Source organism: Crocinitomix catalasitica ATCC 23190 (assembly GCF_000621625.1).
GTDB lineage: Bacteria > Bacteroidota > Bacteroidia > Flavobacteriales_D > Crocinitomicaceae > Crocinitomix > Crocinitomix catalasitica.
In genome coordinates this window covers 63,761-82,856 of record NZ_JHXV01000025.1, presented here as the reverse complement: position 1 = coordinate 82,856, position 19,096 = coordinate 63,761, and the positions used below count along the sequence as shown (strand labels likewise).

General features: G+C 34.2%; 6 protein-coding genes. All 6 read left to right on the top strand.

The features are described 5' to 3' along the window. On the top strand, positions 1–1,992 hold a 1,992-nt coding region (locus T367_RS25050), incomplete at its 5' end, for a hypothetical protein (protein WP_027420463.1). 11 nt (positions 1,993–2,003) lie between these two features. After that, a complete protein-coding gene (locus T367_RS0114270; protein ID WP_211252713.1) occupies positions 2,004–2,525 on the top strand; it encodes an OmpH family outer membrane protein in 522 nt (173 codons plus the stop codon). After that, a complete protein-coding gene (locus tag T367_RS0114265; RefSeq protein ID WP_027420461.1) occupies positions 2,522–8,893 on the top strand; it encodes a hypothetical protein in 6,372 nt (2,123 codons plus the stop codon). Before T367_RS0114270 ends, T367_RS0114265 begins: the two co-directional genes overlap by 4 nt. 11 nt (positions 8,894–8,904) lie before the next feature. After that, entirely contained in the window at positions 8,905–9,606 is a 702-nt protein-coding gene (locus T367_RS0114260) for a hypothetical protein (RefSeq protein WP_027420460.1), read from the top strand. 112 nt (positions 9,607–9,718) lie between these two features. Further along, the gene (locus T367_RS0114255; protein WP_027420459.1) at positions 9,719–18,304 is read left to right on the top strand and encodes an RHS repeat domain-containing protein; all 8,586 of its coding nucleotides are present in this window, start codon (positions 9,719–9,721) and stop codon (positions 18,302–18,304) included. Beyond that, on the top strand, positions 18,279–18,776 hold the full coding sequence (locus T367_RS0114250; protein WP_027420458.1) for a hypothetical protein: 498 nt from the start codon (positions 18,279–18,281) through the stop codon (positions 18,774–18,776). Before T367_RS0114255 ends, T367_RS0114250 begins: the two co-directional genes overlap by 26 nt. Positions 18,777–19,096 lie beyond the last annotated feature (320 nt).

The following is a 19,096-nucleotide window of genomic DNA, read 5'->3' as shown; positions in this document are numbered from 1 at the left end:
TATTGGGTTGAAAATCCGTCTGAGAATTACGGATTTGAATTAGAGCTTGATTCTTATGGTAATGGGAGTTTTGCAGATCGGTCATATAAAGGAGAAGCAAACAATTTAAATTTTATTGAATTTGAATTTAAAGTAATTGTCCCGTTGGAATATGCATTTAATGACACCACAAATTTAGGTTCTATAACAGTTAACAATTTAGAATCAGCAAGCGGACCATATAAATATTTCATTGATGCTTCACCGATTGGCAGCTTAATGGAAATTTGGAATAGTATTGAGGATAAATCAAGTTATGATAGCACATCATTTTTTAGTGGGGACACATTGGGAAAGAAAATTGTTTTCTCCGAACTATATCAAGGCAAGTATTACGTATCTATTTTCGACAATAATAGCAATAAAATATTTGATGATAGTATTGTGATTTCACCTAATTTTTTCTTTCGGGATTCAAGTGATATTAGCGTCAATTCGTCAAATGAAATATTGAAAAGCGTGGGCTCATTTTCAGATGGGAAACTAGGATTTTATCGTTCATTAAGCGACGCTGAAATTTACGGAGGACTTGTTTTTGATGTTGTCTCAGTAGGGGAGTTTTCATTAGGATTTAACAAGTTTATAGATCCAACAGCATCGTCGACAACAGACATTGAATTTGGAATTTCAGTGGATGCAGCAGGAAACTATCGAGCTATAAAGAATAATTATTTAGAAACTACAATTTTAGGAAGTTTAATTAGTGATGACCAAATTGCAATATTTCGTGACAAAGACGAATTTGTTATAGCAATCAATGGAATAGAAAATTATAGAACACATAATAGTTCATTGTATGGGGAAGAATTGGCCTTTGATGCGATTATTATAAGTGCCACTGTAACATTGAAACCGAGGTATTATATTGGTTCGTTTTATAGACCAAGACCTCAAGTGAATATTAGTTATCCAGAATGTGGTGATGTTTTTGGAGATATAACTGTTAAAAGAGATCGGGCTTCAACAATTGGGTTTTGCTCACTCACAAATATAGAAGGAGGGGATCCTAGGACGTTAGTAGGTGAGCCCTATATTTTTTCTGATGTACCGATTGGAATATATAAATTAGTAGTAAATTATATTGAACCTGGACCTCTCGGAGGTTTCCCTGTTGTTCATTCTTTTTTAGAAGATGTGGCAATTGGTTATGTTGTTGAATGGGAAGAATTAGTTAATACATATAAAAGTGAATTAAATACTATTGCTTTAGGACCTGGAGCAATACCATTAAGTTATAGTGGTAGTTGCAATTCAACAAATATAAGTGTTACTGGAGAATCAAATTGGTTGCAATTTGAAACAAGATTAGCACCAGGATTCTTTGGGTATCCAACGATGAATCAAACTTTAAAACTCAAAAATTCATCTGGTACAAATCTTTTTAGTCTTAGTTCTTCATTGCTTACAGGTAGCAGATACCTTTGTTTTGATTTGGGATTAGGTGTCAGTTTTGGTCCAATCCTTGGAAGTCCAAGTGCGAAATGGCGAATTAACCAAGACGGAAATGATTTCAGTTTATATAAGGAAAATGTCTTACAAATTACTCCTTCGGGTAGAGATGAACTCTTTGACATTAATTTAAGTCTTAGTTCAACGGCAAGATATGTGAGGACTATAGCATCGTTTTGCACGGCGTCTCAAAATGAATATATCGCAAAAACAAAAATCACTACTGACGGAGGGTATTATCTAGCAATTGATAAAAAGGTCAAATTTCAGTATACGGGAGAGTACAATATTTCAGATTTAGATTATATTCTAACTGATGCGGAAGGTATCGAGGTCTTAGAAACTGATTTTGCATTAGAAAAGGTCGAAGTTCCTAGCTCCGAAGAAAAAAAGAATGCTGACAATCGATATATAATTGATTTTGAATCATTGAGTTCAGGATTTTATTTATTAAAAATAATTAATGCCGAAGGAGAAGAACATTTTCTTCGAATTAAACTCTAATCCCTATGAAAATGAAATTACCTATTGTAAATACGCTCCTGTTAGTTGCCATTCTAACCTATGTTATTGTTAATAGTGTTGATCCCAAACATGAAAAGAAGGATGCATATATTGTCACGGGAGAGTTGTTTGATCAATTTGATTATCAAAAGGAGCTAGATCAGGAGTATAAAGATTTGCATAAAAGTAGAATGAAAAATATTGAATTGTCAAAATTGAATGTATTGAAACTAGAAAAAAATGCACGAATGAAAAATGCGACTGAAGAAGATATTTCCAAATATCAACAATCATACAATCAATTTCTTCAGATGGAATCAGAAATAAATAATGAATTGGCAGAAACAAGTGGACAATACAGACTTAAAGTTTGGGATAAGTTAAATTCATTAGTTTCTCAATTTGGAGAAGAGAATAATTATGAAATTATTTTGGGAGCAGGTGGAGATGGTAATATCATGTATGCTGAACAAAAAAAAAATATCACAGAAGAATTAACTGCATACTGTAATTTAAAATATAACGGGGAATGAAAGTAATTATGCTACAACGTATTAGAAATTCTTATATCACCAAAGGTGTATCTGTTTTAATGGCATTCAACCTAATTGGTGAAATAATATTTCCTACAATAGTTTTTGGGTTAACCAGTGGGCCAATAGATATAAATCAAGCAAGTTTTGAACCAGCTTCCACCTCAGAAATGGTTAATCTGGCTACTGGCGATTTTACCTACAATATACCATTAATGGATGTAGATGGGTATCCTATTAATATTGCATACCATGGAGGTGTTTCAATGGAACAGGAAGCATCTATTGTTGGCTTGGGATGGACCTTAAATGTTGGAGCGATGAATAGAATGAAGCGGGGATTACCAGATGATTTCAACGGCGATGATATCGTTACAGAAATGAATCTCAGGCCAAAGACCAACACGGGAGGTAGCATTGGTGCGAGTGTCGAATTAGTCGGATTTGAAAATGTAAAGGATAAAGATAAGGCAGTTGTACCAAGTTTTTCCCATGACATTGGGGTAAGCTTTAATAATTACACAGGTTATAGTCTTAATGTAGGCATGGGAGCTGGGTTGTCAATTGGAAAAAAAGAAAGCCTAACAACACTAGGACTGGGAATTGGCTTAGAATCAAGTACAGAAAATGGGATGTCAGTTTCACCAAGTGCAAATTTAAGTATAGGGAAACCAGGTGAGTCAAATATGAATGCAAGTATTGGCATAGGTTTTACAATGAATACTGCTCAAGGTCTTCAAAACGTTAATTTGAATGCAGGTATCGGTGTTTCAGATGCCGATGGAGCAGGGATGGGTATGTCTAGTTCTACAAGCCTTCCAATATCAACAGTGACCTATACTCCCAGTGTAAGTTTTGAAAAAAATGTCACGATAAATAATTTTGATTTCGATCTTGGACTTGAATTAGCAACTGTATACCCACATGCAGTTGGTAAATTTTTTAAAACAAGTACATGTATTAAATCGAACGTACAAACTTCTGACGGTTATGGGTATTTATATGAGCAAAATAAAAGTGAAACAGAAAATTATCTTTTGGATTTCAATCGAGATGGTTTTATTATTCCTAATGAAAATATTGCTTATTTACCAATTGTAAATCATACATTCGATGTGTACAGCGCTAGCGCCCAAGGTGTTGGCTTCAGTTCTCGCCCCTTTAGAAGTGACGTTTTAATAGTTTCTGAAGCTCAAAAAGCTGATAAAATCGACGGGTTCGGTTTTTCTGGAGAATTTGGTTACATGTATCCTTTGTCATTTGAATTTGGGGTAAATCTTAATTTTTCAACGGGGTTTACTGAATCAGGAAAATGGAAAGAAGATAATGAAATTGTAAATGAGTTTATTGCAAAACCTTCTCCAGGTTTACTATATGAAAATACCTATTTTAAAAAATTAGGAAATCGTTCCGGTTCAAGTACAAGTTTTTATAATAGTTTAGTAGGTAAGTTTCCACTTCGTCAAAAGATTCTTGAAAGAGGAAGGGATCATATTGGGTTGGCAAGTTTCATTTCAGATGTTGATACAGATTTGTCAATTGAAGAATCAGCTGTACACGCTGAAAAAGCATTTACTGGAGCTGGACATTATCGCGAAATTAGAGATTTTAGGAATACTAATATTGAATATTTAACCGCTCGAGAAGCTACCAATCATGGATTGAATTCAATTGATAATCACACACTCAACAACTTTACTTATACTGGAGGCCAATTTTCATCTGTTGCATTAACACGTTATGGTTCACTACAAACTGAAGCAAAACAACATCATATGAGTGAAATGAATGTTCTTAAAGGAGATGGATCTCGGTATGTATATGGCATCCCAGTAGTAAATCATTTCACAGATGAAGTGTTATTTAATGTATCTAACAAATATCCATTTAGAAATGCTGAACTAGAGTCTGAAAAAGGTAATTTGAATTCTATTTCTACACAAGATGATGAATATGGTGTTAACTTCAATGTAGATGATTTAACGCCTAATTGTGAAGAAGGAGTAATATCCTATCAAGCAGTTGAAGAAGATAATGCTTACGCCGACAATAGCACCAATAATAGAAGAGGTGATAATAATTTATACGTAAAGAAACGTTTACCCGCAAGTGCAAATTCACATTTATTAACTGCTTTTCTATCGTCTAATTATATTGATAGAACCGGTGACGGACCTTCTCCAGATGATTTTGGAGGTTATACCAAATTTAATTATTCTAAAATGAGTGAGCCGACTAAGTGGAGGTTTCCATTTGAGGAAAATAAAGCTGCATTTAATGAAGGTTTAAAGGCAAACGAGTATGACGATATGGGAACTTATGTATACGGCGAAAGAGAGCAATGGTACACACATTCTATTGAATCGAAGAATTTTGTGGCAGTATTTAATTATGGTGATCGCCATGATGGTTATGGAGTTGCGGATGAAAATGGTGGTAGAGCAGCCATTAACAATGCAAAACGTTTAATTTCAATCAGTTTATATACGCGCCATGGCCTTGCGAATGATGAAGCTCCTATAAAAACAGTACATTTTGAATACGATTATTTGTTGTGCCAAAATGTACCCAACAATGATGGATTATCTCTAGGTGATGAAACTGGAGTTTATGCCAATCAAGGAGGTAAATTAACACTTAAAAGTATATATTTTACTTATGGCAATGCTGAAAGAGGGAAATTACATAAATATACTTTCGAATATGATCTGCTTAATCCAAATTATAAACTAGGAGAAGCCGATCGATGGGGGTCGTATCTTGAAAACTCAACTGCAGGTTGTGATGTAGACGATCCATTATCTAATTTCGAATATCCATATGCAAAACAAGATAAGGATGTTGCAAATACAAACTCTTCGGCATGGACATTAAAATCAATAAATCTTCCATCAGGTAGTAAAATTGAAATTGAAATTGAAGCTGACGATTATAGCTATGTGATGGAAAAAAAAGCTTCAAAAATGTATAAACTTAAAGGGTTCTCTAAATCTAGTGGTTTTGAAGGTACAAATGTTTTATATGACGATATTGGAGAAAACAGGTTTATGCATGTAGCCTTAGATGACCCAATTATAGCCACCGAAACAGATGCTTTAAAAATATTTAAAAGGGACTTTATTGGCGATTTAAAAGAAATTTATTTTAAATGTCTTGTTTCTGTTTCACCTAAGGTAGGCGCTGAGGATAAGTATGAATATGTGATGGGTTATGCTGAAATTGATGTGAGTTCCATAAGTGTTCGTGATGATGATGATGATTTGGAATACGAAATAGCAGTAGTTCCCTTGAGAGCTGTGCATATTAAGGATGAAGAAAAGACCCCTGAAGGGGGAAAAAGCACAAATCCAATTACAAAGGCATCGTGGCAATTTATGCGAAAATATTTGCCAAATGCAATAAATCCAATTGTAGGAGATATTTTTACTAATAAAGATGGGATACCATATGGTTATAACTGTGGTGATTTACCAGAGATACCAGATTTTGATAAAGATGATCCAAAGCCTTCAGAAGAATCAGAAGAAGAAGGTGACGGATTGAGAGATATTTTTAATGTTGGAAAGTCTCAATTTCAAAATATAATTTCTCTTGGAGGCTATAATTCGATGCTTAAATCTATGGGGTTTGCTTCAAAACTCAAACCAGCGAAGTCATGGGTTCGATTATATCAAGGACAAGTTGGTGAAAAGCTGGGAGGTGGACATAGAGTAGCATCAATTAAAGTTAATGATAATTGGGCGGATGTTAAAGCTATTGAAAACTCATCCCAATATGGTACAAAATACAGTTATAACCTTGTTGAGGATTTAGATGAAGGTTATCGTATAATTAGTAGTGGAGTAGCATCGTATGAACCAATCTCAGCAGGTGCTGACGAGAATTCATATCGGAATCCAACTAAATATACAATTGATGTAAAATTTAGAGCAAATGATAATGAGTATCAGGAGAAACCGCTTGGAGAAAAGATTTTTGGAACATCACGAGTTGTTTATGCTCTCGTGGAAGTTGAAAACATTACTTATGATGGTGTAAATCAGAATGCTAGTGGAAAAACTGTCCATGAGTTTTATACTGCCAAGGATTTTCCGAGTTTTGTTGATCATACCAATCGAGCGAATAATACAAAAGTTAAAACTAAAAACAATCCTTTAGCAGCATTGTTCACTGGGGATTCATTTTATCATTTAAGTATGTCGCAAGGTTATTCGGTTCAAATAAATGATATGCATGGGAAATTTAAGAGTAAAAAAGTTTATTCGGCACCTTTAGTAGGTGAGATAGATCTTCCTGGAATATACAGCACTTCTAATCAACTATATTCTCTAATACACAAATATTACACAGAGGATCACCAATCAAACGTTTTATTAAACAAAATGCCTGTGGTAAATGAGGAAGGTGCTATTTCTGAAAAATTTATTGGAAAGGATATTGATATGGTCGTTGATTTGCATCAAACTAGATCATACCATAGTTCCATTGCAACTCAATTTGGTTTGGAAGTTAACGGCCCAGTTCCTATACCATCTTTTTGGATGTCAGGCCCAACTCAAGACAACCGTTTTAGGTCTTCTGTTACAACAAAAGTTATTTATTCTAATGGGATATTAAAAGAGATAGTTTTAAATGATAATGGACGTCTCAAATCAACTAAAAACCTCTTGTTTGATGAAAAAACAGGTGTACCAGTAGTAACTGAAATAAGACATGAAGCTGGAAAGCAAAGTAAACCAATTTATCAATACGATTATCCAGCTTATTGGATGTATAAAGGGATGGGTATGGCATCTGAAAACTGGGGTGCAAAATTTCAAGATATTATTGATCTCAGCACATCTAGAGTAACTTTAGCGAGTTTTGAAGATTTTTTGAATCCTGGGGATGAAATTGCTGTTTACGATTTAGCAGAAGGGTACAAAAGTAAATGTTGGATATTAAAGAATGAAGGTACAGGAGATTATTATTTAATTGACAGGTTTGGGGATGTAGCGACGGAAAACATTTTAGAATCAGGACATAGTTACGAATATAAAGTGATACGCTCTGGTAAGCGAAATTTATTAGGATCAACAGCAGCAAGTGTAACTTCTATGCATTTAGGTTTGAATGATGATGAAACACCAAAATTAGACCCTTATAATTCGACCTATGAACATACTGAAATTTTGAATGCGAGCGCAGTGAAATATACTGAAAGAGCATTTGGCTATAAATCAACTTTATCAATTGATAATGGACCTGGGCCGTATGATGGACATGATCTTTGTGGATTAGCAATTTTACAAAAAACAAATCCATATGTTCAGGGATTATTAGCGAATTGGAATTTATTGGAAACCTTTGTTTTTGACGGCGAGAGAGATCAAACCCTAGGTAGGATAAGAGAAGATGGGACGCTAATAGATTATATTCCTTTTTGGAAAAATACCGATGGAACATGGGGTATTAACTCTAATCAAGAAATTTTTAATAAATGGCTATTAGCAGCTCAAGCCACAATTTTTGATCGTGAAGGATACAACCTAGAATCTAAAGATGCTATAGGGATTTATAGCTCAATTCTTTTAGGTTATAACAAAACTTTAAAGGTTGCAGAAGCTGTAAATTCGCGATATTATGAGATCGGATTCGATGGTTTTGAAGATCGGGATTATGATGTCGATGGAGATTGTACTAATCCACATTTTAGATTCGATACGGAGACAAGTGAAATCGTTACGAATCCAAAATTCGCTCATTCTGGAAGGAAGTCACTTAAAATCCCTTCAATGTCTCAAAGTGCTTATTCAGGACATCGAATTAATACAATTACTAATGGAGCAACTGATCATGGTATACCATATGTAGTTCAAAAGGAAGAATTGATACCAGGACATCATTTTATTGTTGGTACAGATGAAGGTAAACGTTATGTATTAACAGCTTGGGCAAAAGAAACTAAAAATGAGACTCAAGTGACTTCATACGATGGTGCAGCAATTGATTTCTTAGGTTTTACTCCATCTGATATTGTTGAAAACAGATCAAACATTATTGATGGTTGGCAAAGAATAGAGGTTGAATTCACCGTGCCAGGAGGAGATTTGGATCCTGCCGGAGTTGCGGCGAATATTTTACTTAAAAACACAGGTTTAAACGATGTTTATTTTGATGATGTACGTGTTCAACCTTATAATAGTGAGATGGTTTCATATGTAATCGATCCCTTAACGCTAAGACTTTGGGCGACACTTGATAGTCGAAATTTTGCAACATTTTATCAGTATGATGAAGAGGGAAGTTTAGTCAGAATTATTCAAGAAACAGAGCGAGGAAGAGTAACTGTTCAAGAAAATAGAGCAGGAATTAGAATACAGAATTAATAAATAAAACAATGAGATACATATTTTTTTCAGTCCTATTCTTTTTCCTATTTTCATTTAGTCGAACATCTATTAAAGAAAATGATAAGGATATAGCAATTTCAGCACTTAAACATTGTACCCAATTGTATATTGATTTAAAAAAATTTAAGATTGATGTTGAATACAGTATTTATTATGATCCGATAAATTTTGAAAATCCTGACGATTCTGATAATGGTGTATTAATCCGCAAGGATCAAAATTTTTATAAGAAAGAATTCGACAATATTACCCTGATTAATCGCAAATACCAGCTGAGAGTAGATCAACTTTCAGAAGTAATTATTGTTCAAAGTAATCTCAATACTGAGAATATACCATCAGCCGTTAATCTGGATAGTTTATCAGCCAATGTTAGTCAAGTAAAAAAAATTAAGGATGGGTATAGTTATTATTTAGATCTCCCTACTATTTCTCAAATTGATGTGATTTATGATTTAAACGGTTATCTAAAAATAATGCGTAATTATTATAGACATCCAATGGATTTTGGAGAAGGTGAAGTAAAAGTAGTAACACAATTAAAATACGAAAATTTTAAAATGAACCCAGAAATTGATCCTATTGTGTTTTCAATTGAGAAGTATCTGAATGTCGATCAAAATGGACGATTTAAAGGCCGTGGGGATTATAGTCATTATCATATTATAACTGATCAAAACTTAAAATAAAGTATTAATGACAATATATAGGAATGAAAAAAATAGTTAATACCTGACTTATTGGTCTTAGCAATAATTTCAATTTAAACAATTGTGGTTTATTAAAAAAAGAATAACCAAGATGAGAAACATAGCCAAAATTATTTTAACGGTACTTTTGTTAGTCATAAACGACGCAGCTATTGCCGGTATTGAGCCAGTTAATGTTCGTGCTCAAGAAGATGATTTGTATCAATTAATAGATAGCGAATTAAGTTTAGATATTGCTGATAATAAATATTGGATGATGATTGACGAGGTTTGGGAATCAGAATTCTCAGTCGCATCGGTTAGCAATTCTATCACATTTGGAATTGATGAGTCTGATATGGTCTATTGGGGTACATCTTATGCTTATCGTATAACAATTGATGTTGATTATAAAGAATTGGTAGGTTCTGAAATTCACTCTAATTCGGTTGATGGTATAGTACTTGAAGTAAATTATGACCCAGCAAATGGCACAACTTATCAAGATCGATCAGTATATCCATTCAGCAATGGTTTAGAGGTGAAAATTAAAGTAGTCTCGATTGAAAAGTTAGTTGGTGAAGTTTGGGTAGAAATTATTAGAACGTCGTCCCCAAGTTCACTTCCAAGTTGTTTATTCTTAGAATCAGAGATAATAACCGAACGATATTACCCTTTTAATCAATTAGAATATCCTTCAGAAGGGACTTCAATTGAAGTAGTTGACGATGAGCTTAAAATAGTTTGGCCATTTATGGAGGGCGCAGAAGATTATGATTTGGAGTGGACTTGGGTAAATAGATATAAGGGAACAGTGGACGGTTCAGGTGACCCAGAATTACTTTTATCATCCGAAGTTGAATACGATTTTGATTTAAACGCAACGCGTGTTAGGATTAGTGGTCAAAACACCTATAACATACCTTTAGTTTATGGAGAAGGGTTTATATTAGTCAGGTATAGAGGCGTTGGTCGTGGAGGTGATGATTTTAAAATTCCATTAGAGGGAAGATGGAATTCAGATAATGCAAGTTTATATGGTAGTTCAGGGATAGTTACAGATTTTGGTAGTAACGCTTCTAATTATTTTGCGATAACAGCACATGAAGGAAATGAAATTAATTATGGTGCTGGAATGTCTTTTATTGAAGGGGGAGTAAGAAGTGTTGGTGTAACATATATGGATGGAGTACTTAAACCAAGGCAGTCTCAAGCAAAATTAAATAGTCAGGATAAAATTATAGTGGGTTCCACTATTTATGATCACTATGGAAGACCAGCTATTGGGGTAATGAGTGCACCCGTAGATCAAAGTACACTTGGGTATGTAGATAATCTAAATATGTTTGCAGATGGTGTCCCTTATGGAAAAGAGCATTTTGACGTAGATGTTGTAGATCCAGAAATATTATGTGGAGAATTTTTAGCTGCACCACCAATGAATTCTTTTTATTCCGCTGGAGCTGCTAATTATTATAGTGCCGATAATCCTGACAAAGAAGGTGCAAATGCTTATCTACCAGATGCAGAAGGGTATCCTTTTGTTCAAGTGCAATATGCGGATGATCCAACAGGTCGGATAAAAAGAGTAGGAGGGCTTGGTCCCGACCACCAGCTAGGTGATGTAACAGTAGATGCGGAGGATAGGGCTCCACACTATACAGAATACTATTACACAACACCTGATGGTTTAGAGGTTTACGAGTTGTTTGGAAACGATGCGGCATCGTCCGAAAACTATACGAAAGTAATAACTAAAGATGTTCATGGGCAATTAAGTATGGCAATAGTTGATCCTATGGGTAGGACTATTGCAACATATATGGCAGGAGAAGCTCCAAATGGATTAGACCAAATTAAAGGAAATCTTGGGGGTGACCCTGAAGAATATCCGACAGTAACTAAAGACTTATCACGGTATAATGTACCCGATGATATTGAAGGGGTTATAGAAACCAATCACACACATTTTGTAGAAGATGAGCGGGTTACATATGATTTTAAATATGAATTTGAAGCAGCAAATTTTGCAGAATGTCTAGTGCCTGAGGTTGATCTTTGTTTTGATTGCATTTACGATATGGTAATTACAATTAAATCAGATGATCCGAATTGTGTGATAAAAAATGGAGAAGGTGAAGCAATAAGTGTAGGAGGAATGGTAAATCTTTCATATACTGTTGGTAGCATCGTAGAGTTTGATCCAAGTAGTTGCAATGAAACACCATTAACTTTTAGCGGGGTAAATGGTATAGCAGCGAGTGAATTTCAAATCAAATTCCCGAAAATGGGCGATTATCAAATAAGAAAAAAGTTAATAGTTTCGCGTGATCCGATTGATTATTACTGGGATTTATATAAAGAAAATTCAACATGCTTACTTTCAGAAAATTTCTTTATTAATGAGGCGTTAACATATATTGATCCTACTGATTGCGATGATATTGACCCATGTGAGTATGCTTTTATTACTGAAAATGGAACTTTGGCAACTTATTTAGAAGAAAATCCAAGTCTAGATGAAGAGGATTATAATGCTGCTCGAGAGGTATATGTGGCTGACTGTGAAATAACTAATCCGTGTGATTATTTAGAGCCATTAATGGAGGCAGACTTTAAAGAAGGAGGTCAATATAGCATTAAAGATTATATTCTGGCACATCTGGATGGTGATGATGAAGCAACAGCCTTATTGAATGCTTTATTTATAGATGACGACATTACGGATTGGCGCGACTATGCACCTTTTTTAGAAATAGATGGGGTAACAGTTTCTACAATGACAAATGGTGCAGGTGAAGAAGTAGGGCCTCCTTATACAGGAATCACCCTGGCCCAATTTGCTGATAGTTGGAAAGATAGTTGGGCTAAACAATTTACTCATCTTCACCCTGAATATTGTTATTTTGAATTTTGTGGAGATAATTCAGGAATCTATGATTATGAATATTTATTGAATTCAGTTGATACTTATGCAGAAGCATGTTCACTAGGTTTGTTAAATCCTTTACCAATTTTATCAGGTGACGGTGATCAAATTTTTGAAATTGGTGGATGTTCTGCTGATTTTGATGAGGCATTATTGAGCTTACCTACTGATCCTGTTTTACTAGCAGCGATTAAAGTTATTTTAAACGAATCCTATGTGTATGCTGATCCATTAGAGTATGATATTTACGAATATGCAATATATATATGTGGTGATGACCCTTCTTTAGTGACTTTTGGTACAGGTTGCAATAAAGACAAGCACTGGAGAGCTTTCCGTTCTTTGTACTTTTCTAAACGATTTAGAATTATAGAATTACTTAAAGATCAGGCTGTTTTTGTGACAGGTTCGGGTTGTTCACCCTATGTTGATTGTATTGGAAAATTAAATGAATTACCTTGTGAAGTTGTTGTTGATGGGATGCCCTATTATCCATTTCAAGATAAATTTCCACGTTATTTTGACTATGAAAGTGCATTTTTCGATTTTGAAGAATTTGACTTTGATGCCTATGATGGGGTAGAGGTGGCGGAAGATGCTATTGATGACGCATGTTTATCACAATGTGAAGGTTTGGCTGATGAATGGATGAGGCAGTTGGAAGGTTGTGAAGTACTTCTAGATGGAGAAGAAGAAACGTGGGCAACAGGACAAGAGACATATGATTTAGTGAAATTAAAATTAATTGAAGTATGTGCTGGCGGTTGTGATAATGAATGGCCTTTTCCTACTCAGGTTGATAATGGAACAGTAACAGATGACTCTGATCCCATTAAGGCAAATAGGGTTTATAATTCATTTAAAGATGTAATTATTGATTTAGTTGGAGCTGAAACATTAGAATGTTCACATTTATTAATAACCAATCCAAGGTCGACAGATGGCTCAGAGTCACTTATTACAAATCTAGACGATTGTGCATGTAATTTATTGTTAGCATCGGCATCTGCAGAAGAATTTGAAGATGAAAATGGATTTTTACCAATTGATTATGAAGCTGAAAAATGCCAGTGTGATGCATTTGACAATGCAGGAACAAATAACGACATTCTTGAAGGAGCTGAAATCGATGCATTGAATGCTGCAGAAATTTTCACCCCTAATACTTATCCTTGCGATATTCATTGTATTGATTGTGCAAGTTTGTTTGATGGTGGTACTGCATTATTATCTGGCTTTACTACAGATTTTACAGCGCTTGGAGAAGATGATGTTACCTATGTTACACATCCCGAACTGTTTGTGGCCTATGTGAATGAAATAAATGGAAGTGATTTCACTTATGAAAATTTATTAGAATTAATAGCTAATTGTAATGCACTAGAAAATGTTTCAGGAACTGAAGTTTACCACTTACTTGATCCAAAAACCAAAGAAATTAGAGATTTATTGAATAAGTTAACGACAGCTGGGTTAGCATCGGATCAATCAGATTTTAACCTTTACACTTTACCTGAGTATTTAAATGCTAGTTTTTACTTGTGCGGTGATGAAGATGTAGCTACTTATGATTATACACCAAGTGTAACTGGTTCAAGTTTAAGTTTTAATATTTCAAATTCAACTTGTGATGGGAATTGTACATTAACTGCCACTTTTACGGATGGATACCCTTCTGGTGTAGGTGAATTTGCCAATGCAACAGACGCATTTAATAATATTCTTGAATTTGGTGAGATTTATTTTCTAACGGCAATCAACCTTGGAGAATTAGATAGGTTTTATATTGATGCTTCTATAGAGTTGCCTGATGGTTCAATTGAAATTGTACAAATCAGAATAAATATGCCTTGTTATGATTTTATTACAGATCATTACACAACTCGTTCAGGCAACCCTAGTTTTAAAATTTGCTCAGGAGAGGCAATTTATGATGAGGATGACTGCTTGGATCTTATGATTAAAGAGGCAGAACTAGCTGGGAAAGAAAATTATGAAGAATATATTGCCGAGAAAAAAGCAGCCTTTATTCGTGATTATATATCAAGTTGTACTCAAGTAGACGAAGAATTTAATGTAGAATATGTTGCTAATAGGTATCATTACACCTTGCTTTATTATGATCAATCTGGTAATTTAGTAAAAACAGTATCGCCAAAAGGCGTTCATAAATTAGATGAAGATAAAATAGAAGAATTAATAGATCATTTAGCAGATCCTGGCAGTAATCCTCCAGTTTACCCTGAGCATACATTTGAAACTACATATAAACACAATAGTTTAAATCAAGTTGTTGAAGTGAATACACCAGATGGTGGTACAAGTAAATATTTTTATGATCATGTTGGTCGTTTAGTCGTTTCGCAAAATGCCAAACAAGAAGATTTTCAACGCGGAATAATAACTGATGCTTATGATACTGGATTGGCTGTTGAAGCTTACTCATATACGCGTTATGATGAGTTAGGTAGAGTTTATGAAGTGGGTGAAATTAGCCATCCTCAGACTATGACAAGAGAACGTGCAAAAAATATATATTTATTACCTGGCTGGTTAGATGAAACAATTTATAGTGGTACTCCAATTATTAAAAATAACATTACATTAATGCATTATGATACAGAATATAGTGCTGCTGCTTCATTGGAATTTTTAGCTGGTGGTTATGGACATACAAGAAATCGTATTGTAGCAACATCTGTTATTAGTGGTTATGTTACACCAACAGCTGGCGAATGGATTTATCCAGATCCAGATTATGTAAACCATTATAAATATGATGTTCATGGAAATGTACAATCATACTTACAAGAGATTAATGCCTTGGCACAATACAGTAATAGATTTAGAAAGGTAGATTATGAATATGATTTAATTAGCGGAAACCCAAATTATATTTATTATCAAAAAGGCAAGCCAGATCAATACATTCATAAATATGTATATGACGGGGATAATCGATTGAAAGAAGTCTTTACCTCCTCTAAAGGAATTATTTGGGATCGTGATGTAAATTATGAATACCGAGAAGATGGTTATTTAGCCCGGACAGAAATAGGTGAAATGAAAGTGCAAGGTATGGATTATGCATATACGTTACACGGATGGTTAAAAACTTTAAATTCCGGTGTTTTAAATGCTGAAAATGATATGGGAAGAGATGGGAGACGAGATGGTCCAACAGAATACTCAGCTAATGAGGATGAAATTCATGGACTGGTTGCTAAAGATGCGCTCGCATATACTATTGGATATTATAAAAATGATTATATTGCAATATCAGATGGAGAAACGGATTTTGATAATATGCAAATAGAATTAGCTGGTACATTCTTAACAGATGCCACTCGGCAAAATTTATACAATGGAAATATCACCTCTTTAATCACAAATTTAACTGATTTTGAAGGGGATAAATTAAATGTTCATGCCAATGCTTATAGATATGACCAATTGCATAGGTTCAAAGATATGCATGTTTACACGCATGATAATATTACTTCAACCAATAGTCTTGCTTCTGCTATTAGGGATGATTTTGAAACTTTTACAACGGATCAATTTTCAGGGAATTTAGGAAACTACGAAGTACATGTAGATTACGATGCTAATGGAAATATTACTGACTTAATTAGAATGAATGATTACGTTGTCGGAGATGACCATAGTGACAATGGAATGGATAAATTTAAGTATGATTATGGCGACGAATTAACGAATAAATTGACAAGAGTAGAAGACTTTAATGATAGTGAAGTTTTATTGGTTGGAGGAATTCCAGTTGACTTTGGTGATATAAAGTCTGATCAAGTAGAAGATAATTATGAATATCATGATGATGGATCCCTAAAGTCAGATAAGGATGAAGAAATAGATTATATTGATTGGTATCCGAGCGGGAAAATAAAGAGAATTTATAGAACAGGTTCTTCTGAACAATCCGATTTATATTTTGAGTATGACCCTATGGGCATGCGTACCTTAAAAGTTGAAATGACTAGAACAGGTACGACGTTAAACACATCCAACCTATGGAAGTATACCTATTATGCAAGTGATGCAAATGGGACAACTATGGCAATTTATGAACTAGATAAAAACGATCAAGATAAAACTTTACAAAAAACGGAAAGTATGATCTATGGTGGTTCTCGTTTAGGGATTGATGTAGAAAATATTACCGTTTCAGGTTCAGAAGCCTCTAAGCCTTGTAATAATGGAGGTTTGGGTAGTTTTGTTTTTGAGATAAAGGGGCCGTCAGACGAATTGTTTTGGGAAGCGGGTAGTGTTATTATAACATTTGATGGCACAACGATTGCGGATGAGGCTCTTTGGCGTTCTCCAGATATTGGTGCGATGGCTGTGATTACAGATATTAATAGTAGTGGTTTAGATATACACGCCTCATTAATAAGTGAAAGTATAGTGGGTGAATATTATTATGCAACGATAGAAGTGATAGAAACAAGTGTTGGAGCTTTTCCTGAAGGAACAATAACTACTTATTCATCTGACCCTTTAGTTACAATTACTGAAACTCAAGCGTTCACTGCAGGTGATTGTTATACACAAAGAGAACTTGGTTTAAAGTATTATGAACTTATCAATCATTTAGGCAATGTCATGGAAGTGGTGTCGGATAGGAAGATTGCGGTGGAAGACGATTTAACTGCGGGGGTAATAGATTATTTTGAAGCTGATGTTGTGCAGTATTCAGATTATTACCCTTACGGGATGACAATGCCTGGTAGAAACGGATCAATTAGTGAAAAGTACCGTTATGCGTTTAATGGGATGGAAACTGATAAAGAAGTTTCTGGTAGTGGGAATAGTTATACTACGCAGTTTAGGCAGTATGATCCGAGGCTGGGGAGATGGAAGTCGTTGGATCCGTTGGCGTGGAAATATGCTTCCAAAAGTCCATTCATATCTATGTCTAATAACCCGACAAATAGAATTGATCCAAATGGAGATGATGATTATTTTAATTCTGCGGGTAAATTTATTGGTAGTGATAATAAGTCTACAAGGAAAATTTATATTCTAACAAATGCTGATGTTGCCAACCTCAAAAAAAGTAATGGTTTAATTGATAGAAATGTTGCCCATGGCGCTGGTGGTGCAATCTTGTTCAATAATATCTCAAATGGAATAATTAAAGTAAATGCAGCCCAAGGTATTGGTGATTATTATGCGAAGAATAATAAAATAACTTATGACATTGGCGTGACAAAAAATAATAACGCAGTAATGCACACAAATTGGAGTGGAGGAAAGAAGAAAATCTTTTTAACATATGACGAAGATTTAAATTTTTCAGATTTTCTTAATGATTACGGTAATTTAATAAATGTTATGGTTCATGAGTCTCATCATGCAAAGAATCATTTATATATTAATCGCTCTGGTGAAAAAAAAATATTGAGAACCGAATGGGATAGTCAAAAAAGTGCTGTAAGACATTTGGACACATATTGGTATCAGATTCATCACGATTCATGGGATGATGTAACAAGAGGTTACAAAGAACATGTAATAAATAATATGATATCTTATCTTGGAGCAATTGATGATAAAGTATTATTAGATGTTTGGAGAAAAAAGATGCAAGAATTTTTCGACATAACAATATCTATCGCAGGTGGCAATACAGATATGAAAGGTCGTTGGGTTTATAATGAGGTTAAACTTTTACCGAAAACAAAACCCATTAGAATTAATAAAAGTAAAAGTAAAAGTAAAAATGAAAAATATTTACCTAAATATTAATATTGTAATATTGTCATTACTATTGCTGTTGTCCAGCTGTACCTTTCATAAAAGAAACAGTTTAAATAGTGAGCTGATTCAAATAAGGTGGAAAAGTTTAGAGGTTCATTTAAGGGATAGTGAAAAATTTATCCATAATAGACCTTATGAACGGTTCGTTATTGAAATTGTTAATAATACAGCTGATATTGATACTTTTTACATTGAGAATCAAGGTGCGTTTATATTCATTTATAATAATGATTCTTTGTTATTACCAAAAACTCGAGGTAATAGTTATGTAAAATTAAATGCACATGAAACAAAATTAATTCATTTTGTTGGATTGGATTTTTTTTTACCTGAATCTAAAGTAACATATTATAATAAAATGATTGACATCGGCAGAAACGCGGAATTATTATATAAAAATGGAGACACAATTTATGAGGTGGATAAACTGTTTGATCAAATTGTTTTTATTGAAGATTAGGTAATTCTTCTGAAAAGTGAGTAACAGGACTACTTCACATTAACCCCGTCCTCTAAGAAAGGTCTTCGGACTCTCCCCGCTAGAATAAAAAACTAAACGCCAACCTAAAAAAGGGTTGGCTTTTTAGTTTTTTCTTGCCCTTCCTTGGTTCGCCCTCAGTAGTAGCTAACTTTATTTTTCTTTCCCTTTCACCAGATTTTTAATTTTTAGCAGATGCAAAAAATTAAAAACATCCTATACCCAAAAAATAAACCGCTCCATGTGTTTTGCTCGCCGCTTGGGTCGGCAAGGCTGGGGCACACAAACCCCACGCTAAAATA

Coding starts and splice junctions, on each gene's coding strand:
- T367_RS0114270 (WP_211252713.1), top strand. CDS start 2,004: ATGAAATTACCTATTGTAAATACGCTCCTGTTAGTTGCCATTCTAACC.
- T367_RS0114265 (WP_027420461.1), top strand. CDS start 2,522: ATGAAAGTAATTATGCTACAACGTATTAGAAATTCTTATATCACCAAA.
- T367_RS0114260 (WP_027420460.1), top strand. CDS start 8,905: ATGAGATACATATTTTTTTCAGTCCTATTCTTTTTCCTATTTTCATTT.
- T367_RS0114255 (WP_027420459.1), top strand. CDS start 9,719: ATGAGAAACATAGCCAAAATTATTTTAACGGTACTTTTGTTAGTCATA.
- T367_RS0114250 (WP_027420458.1), top strand. CDS start 18,279: ATGAAAAATATTTACCTAAATATTAATATTGTAATATTGTCATTACTA.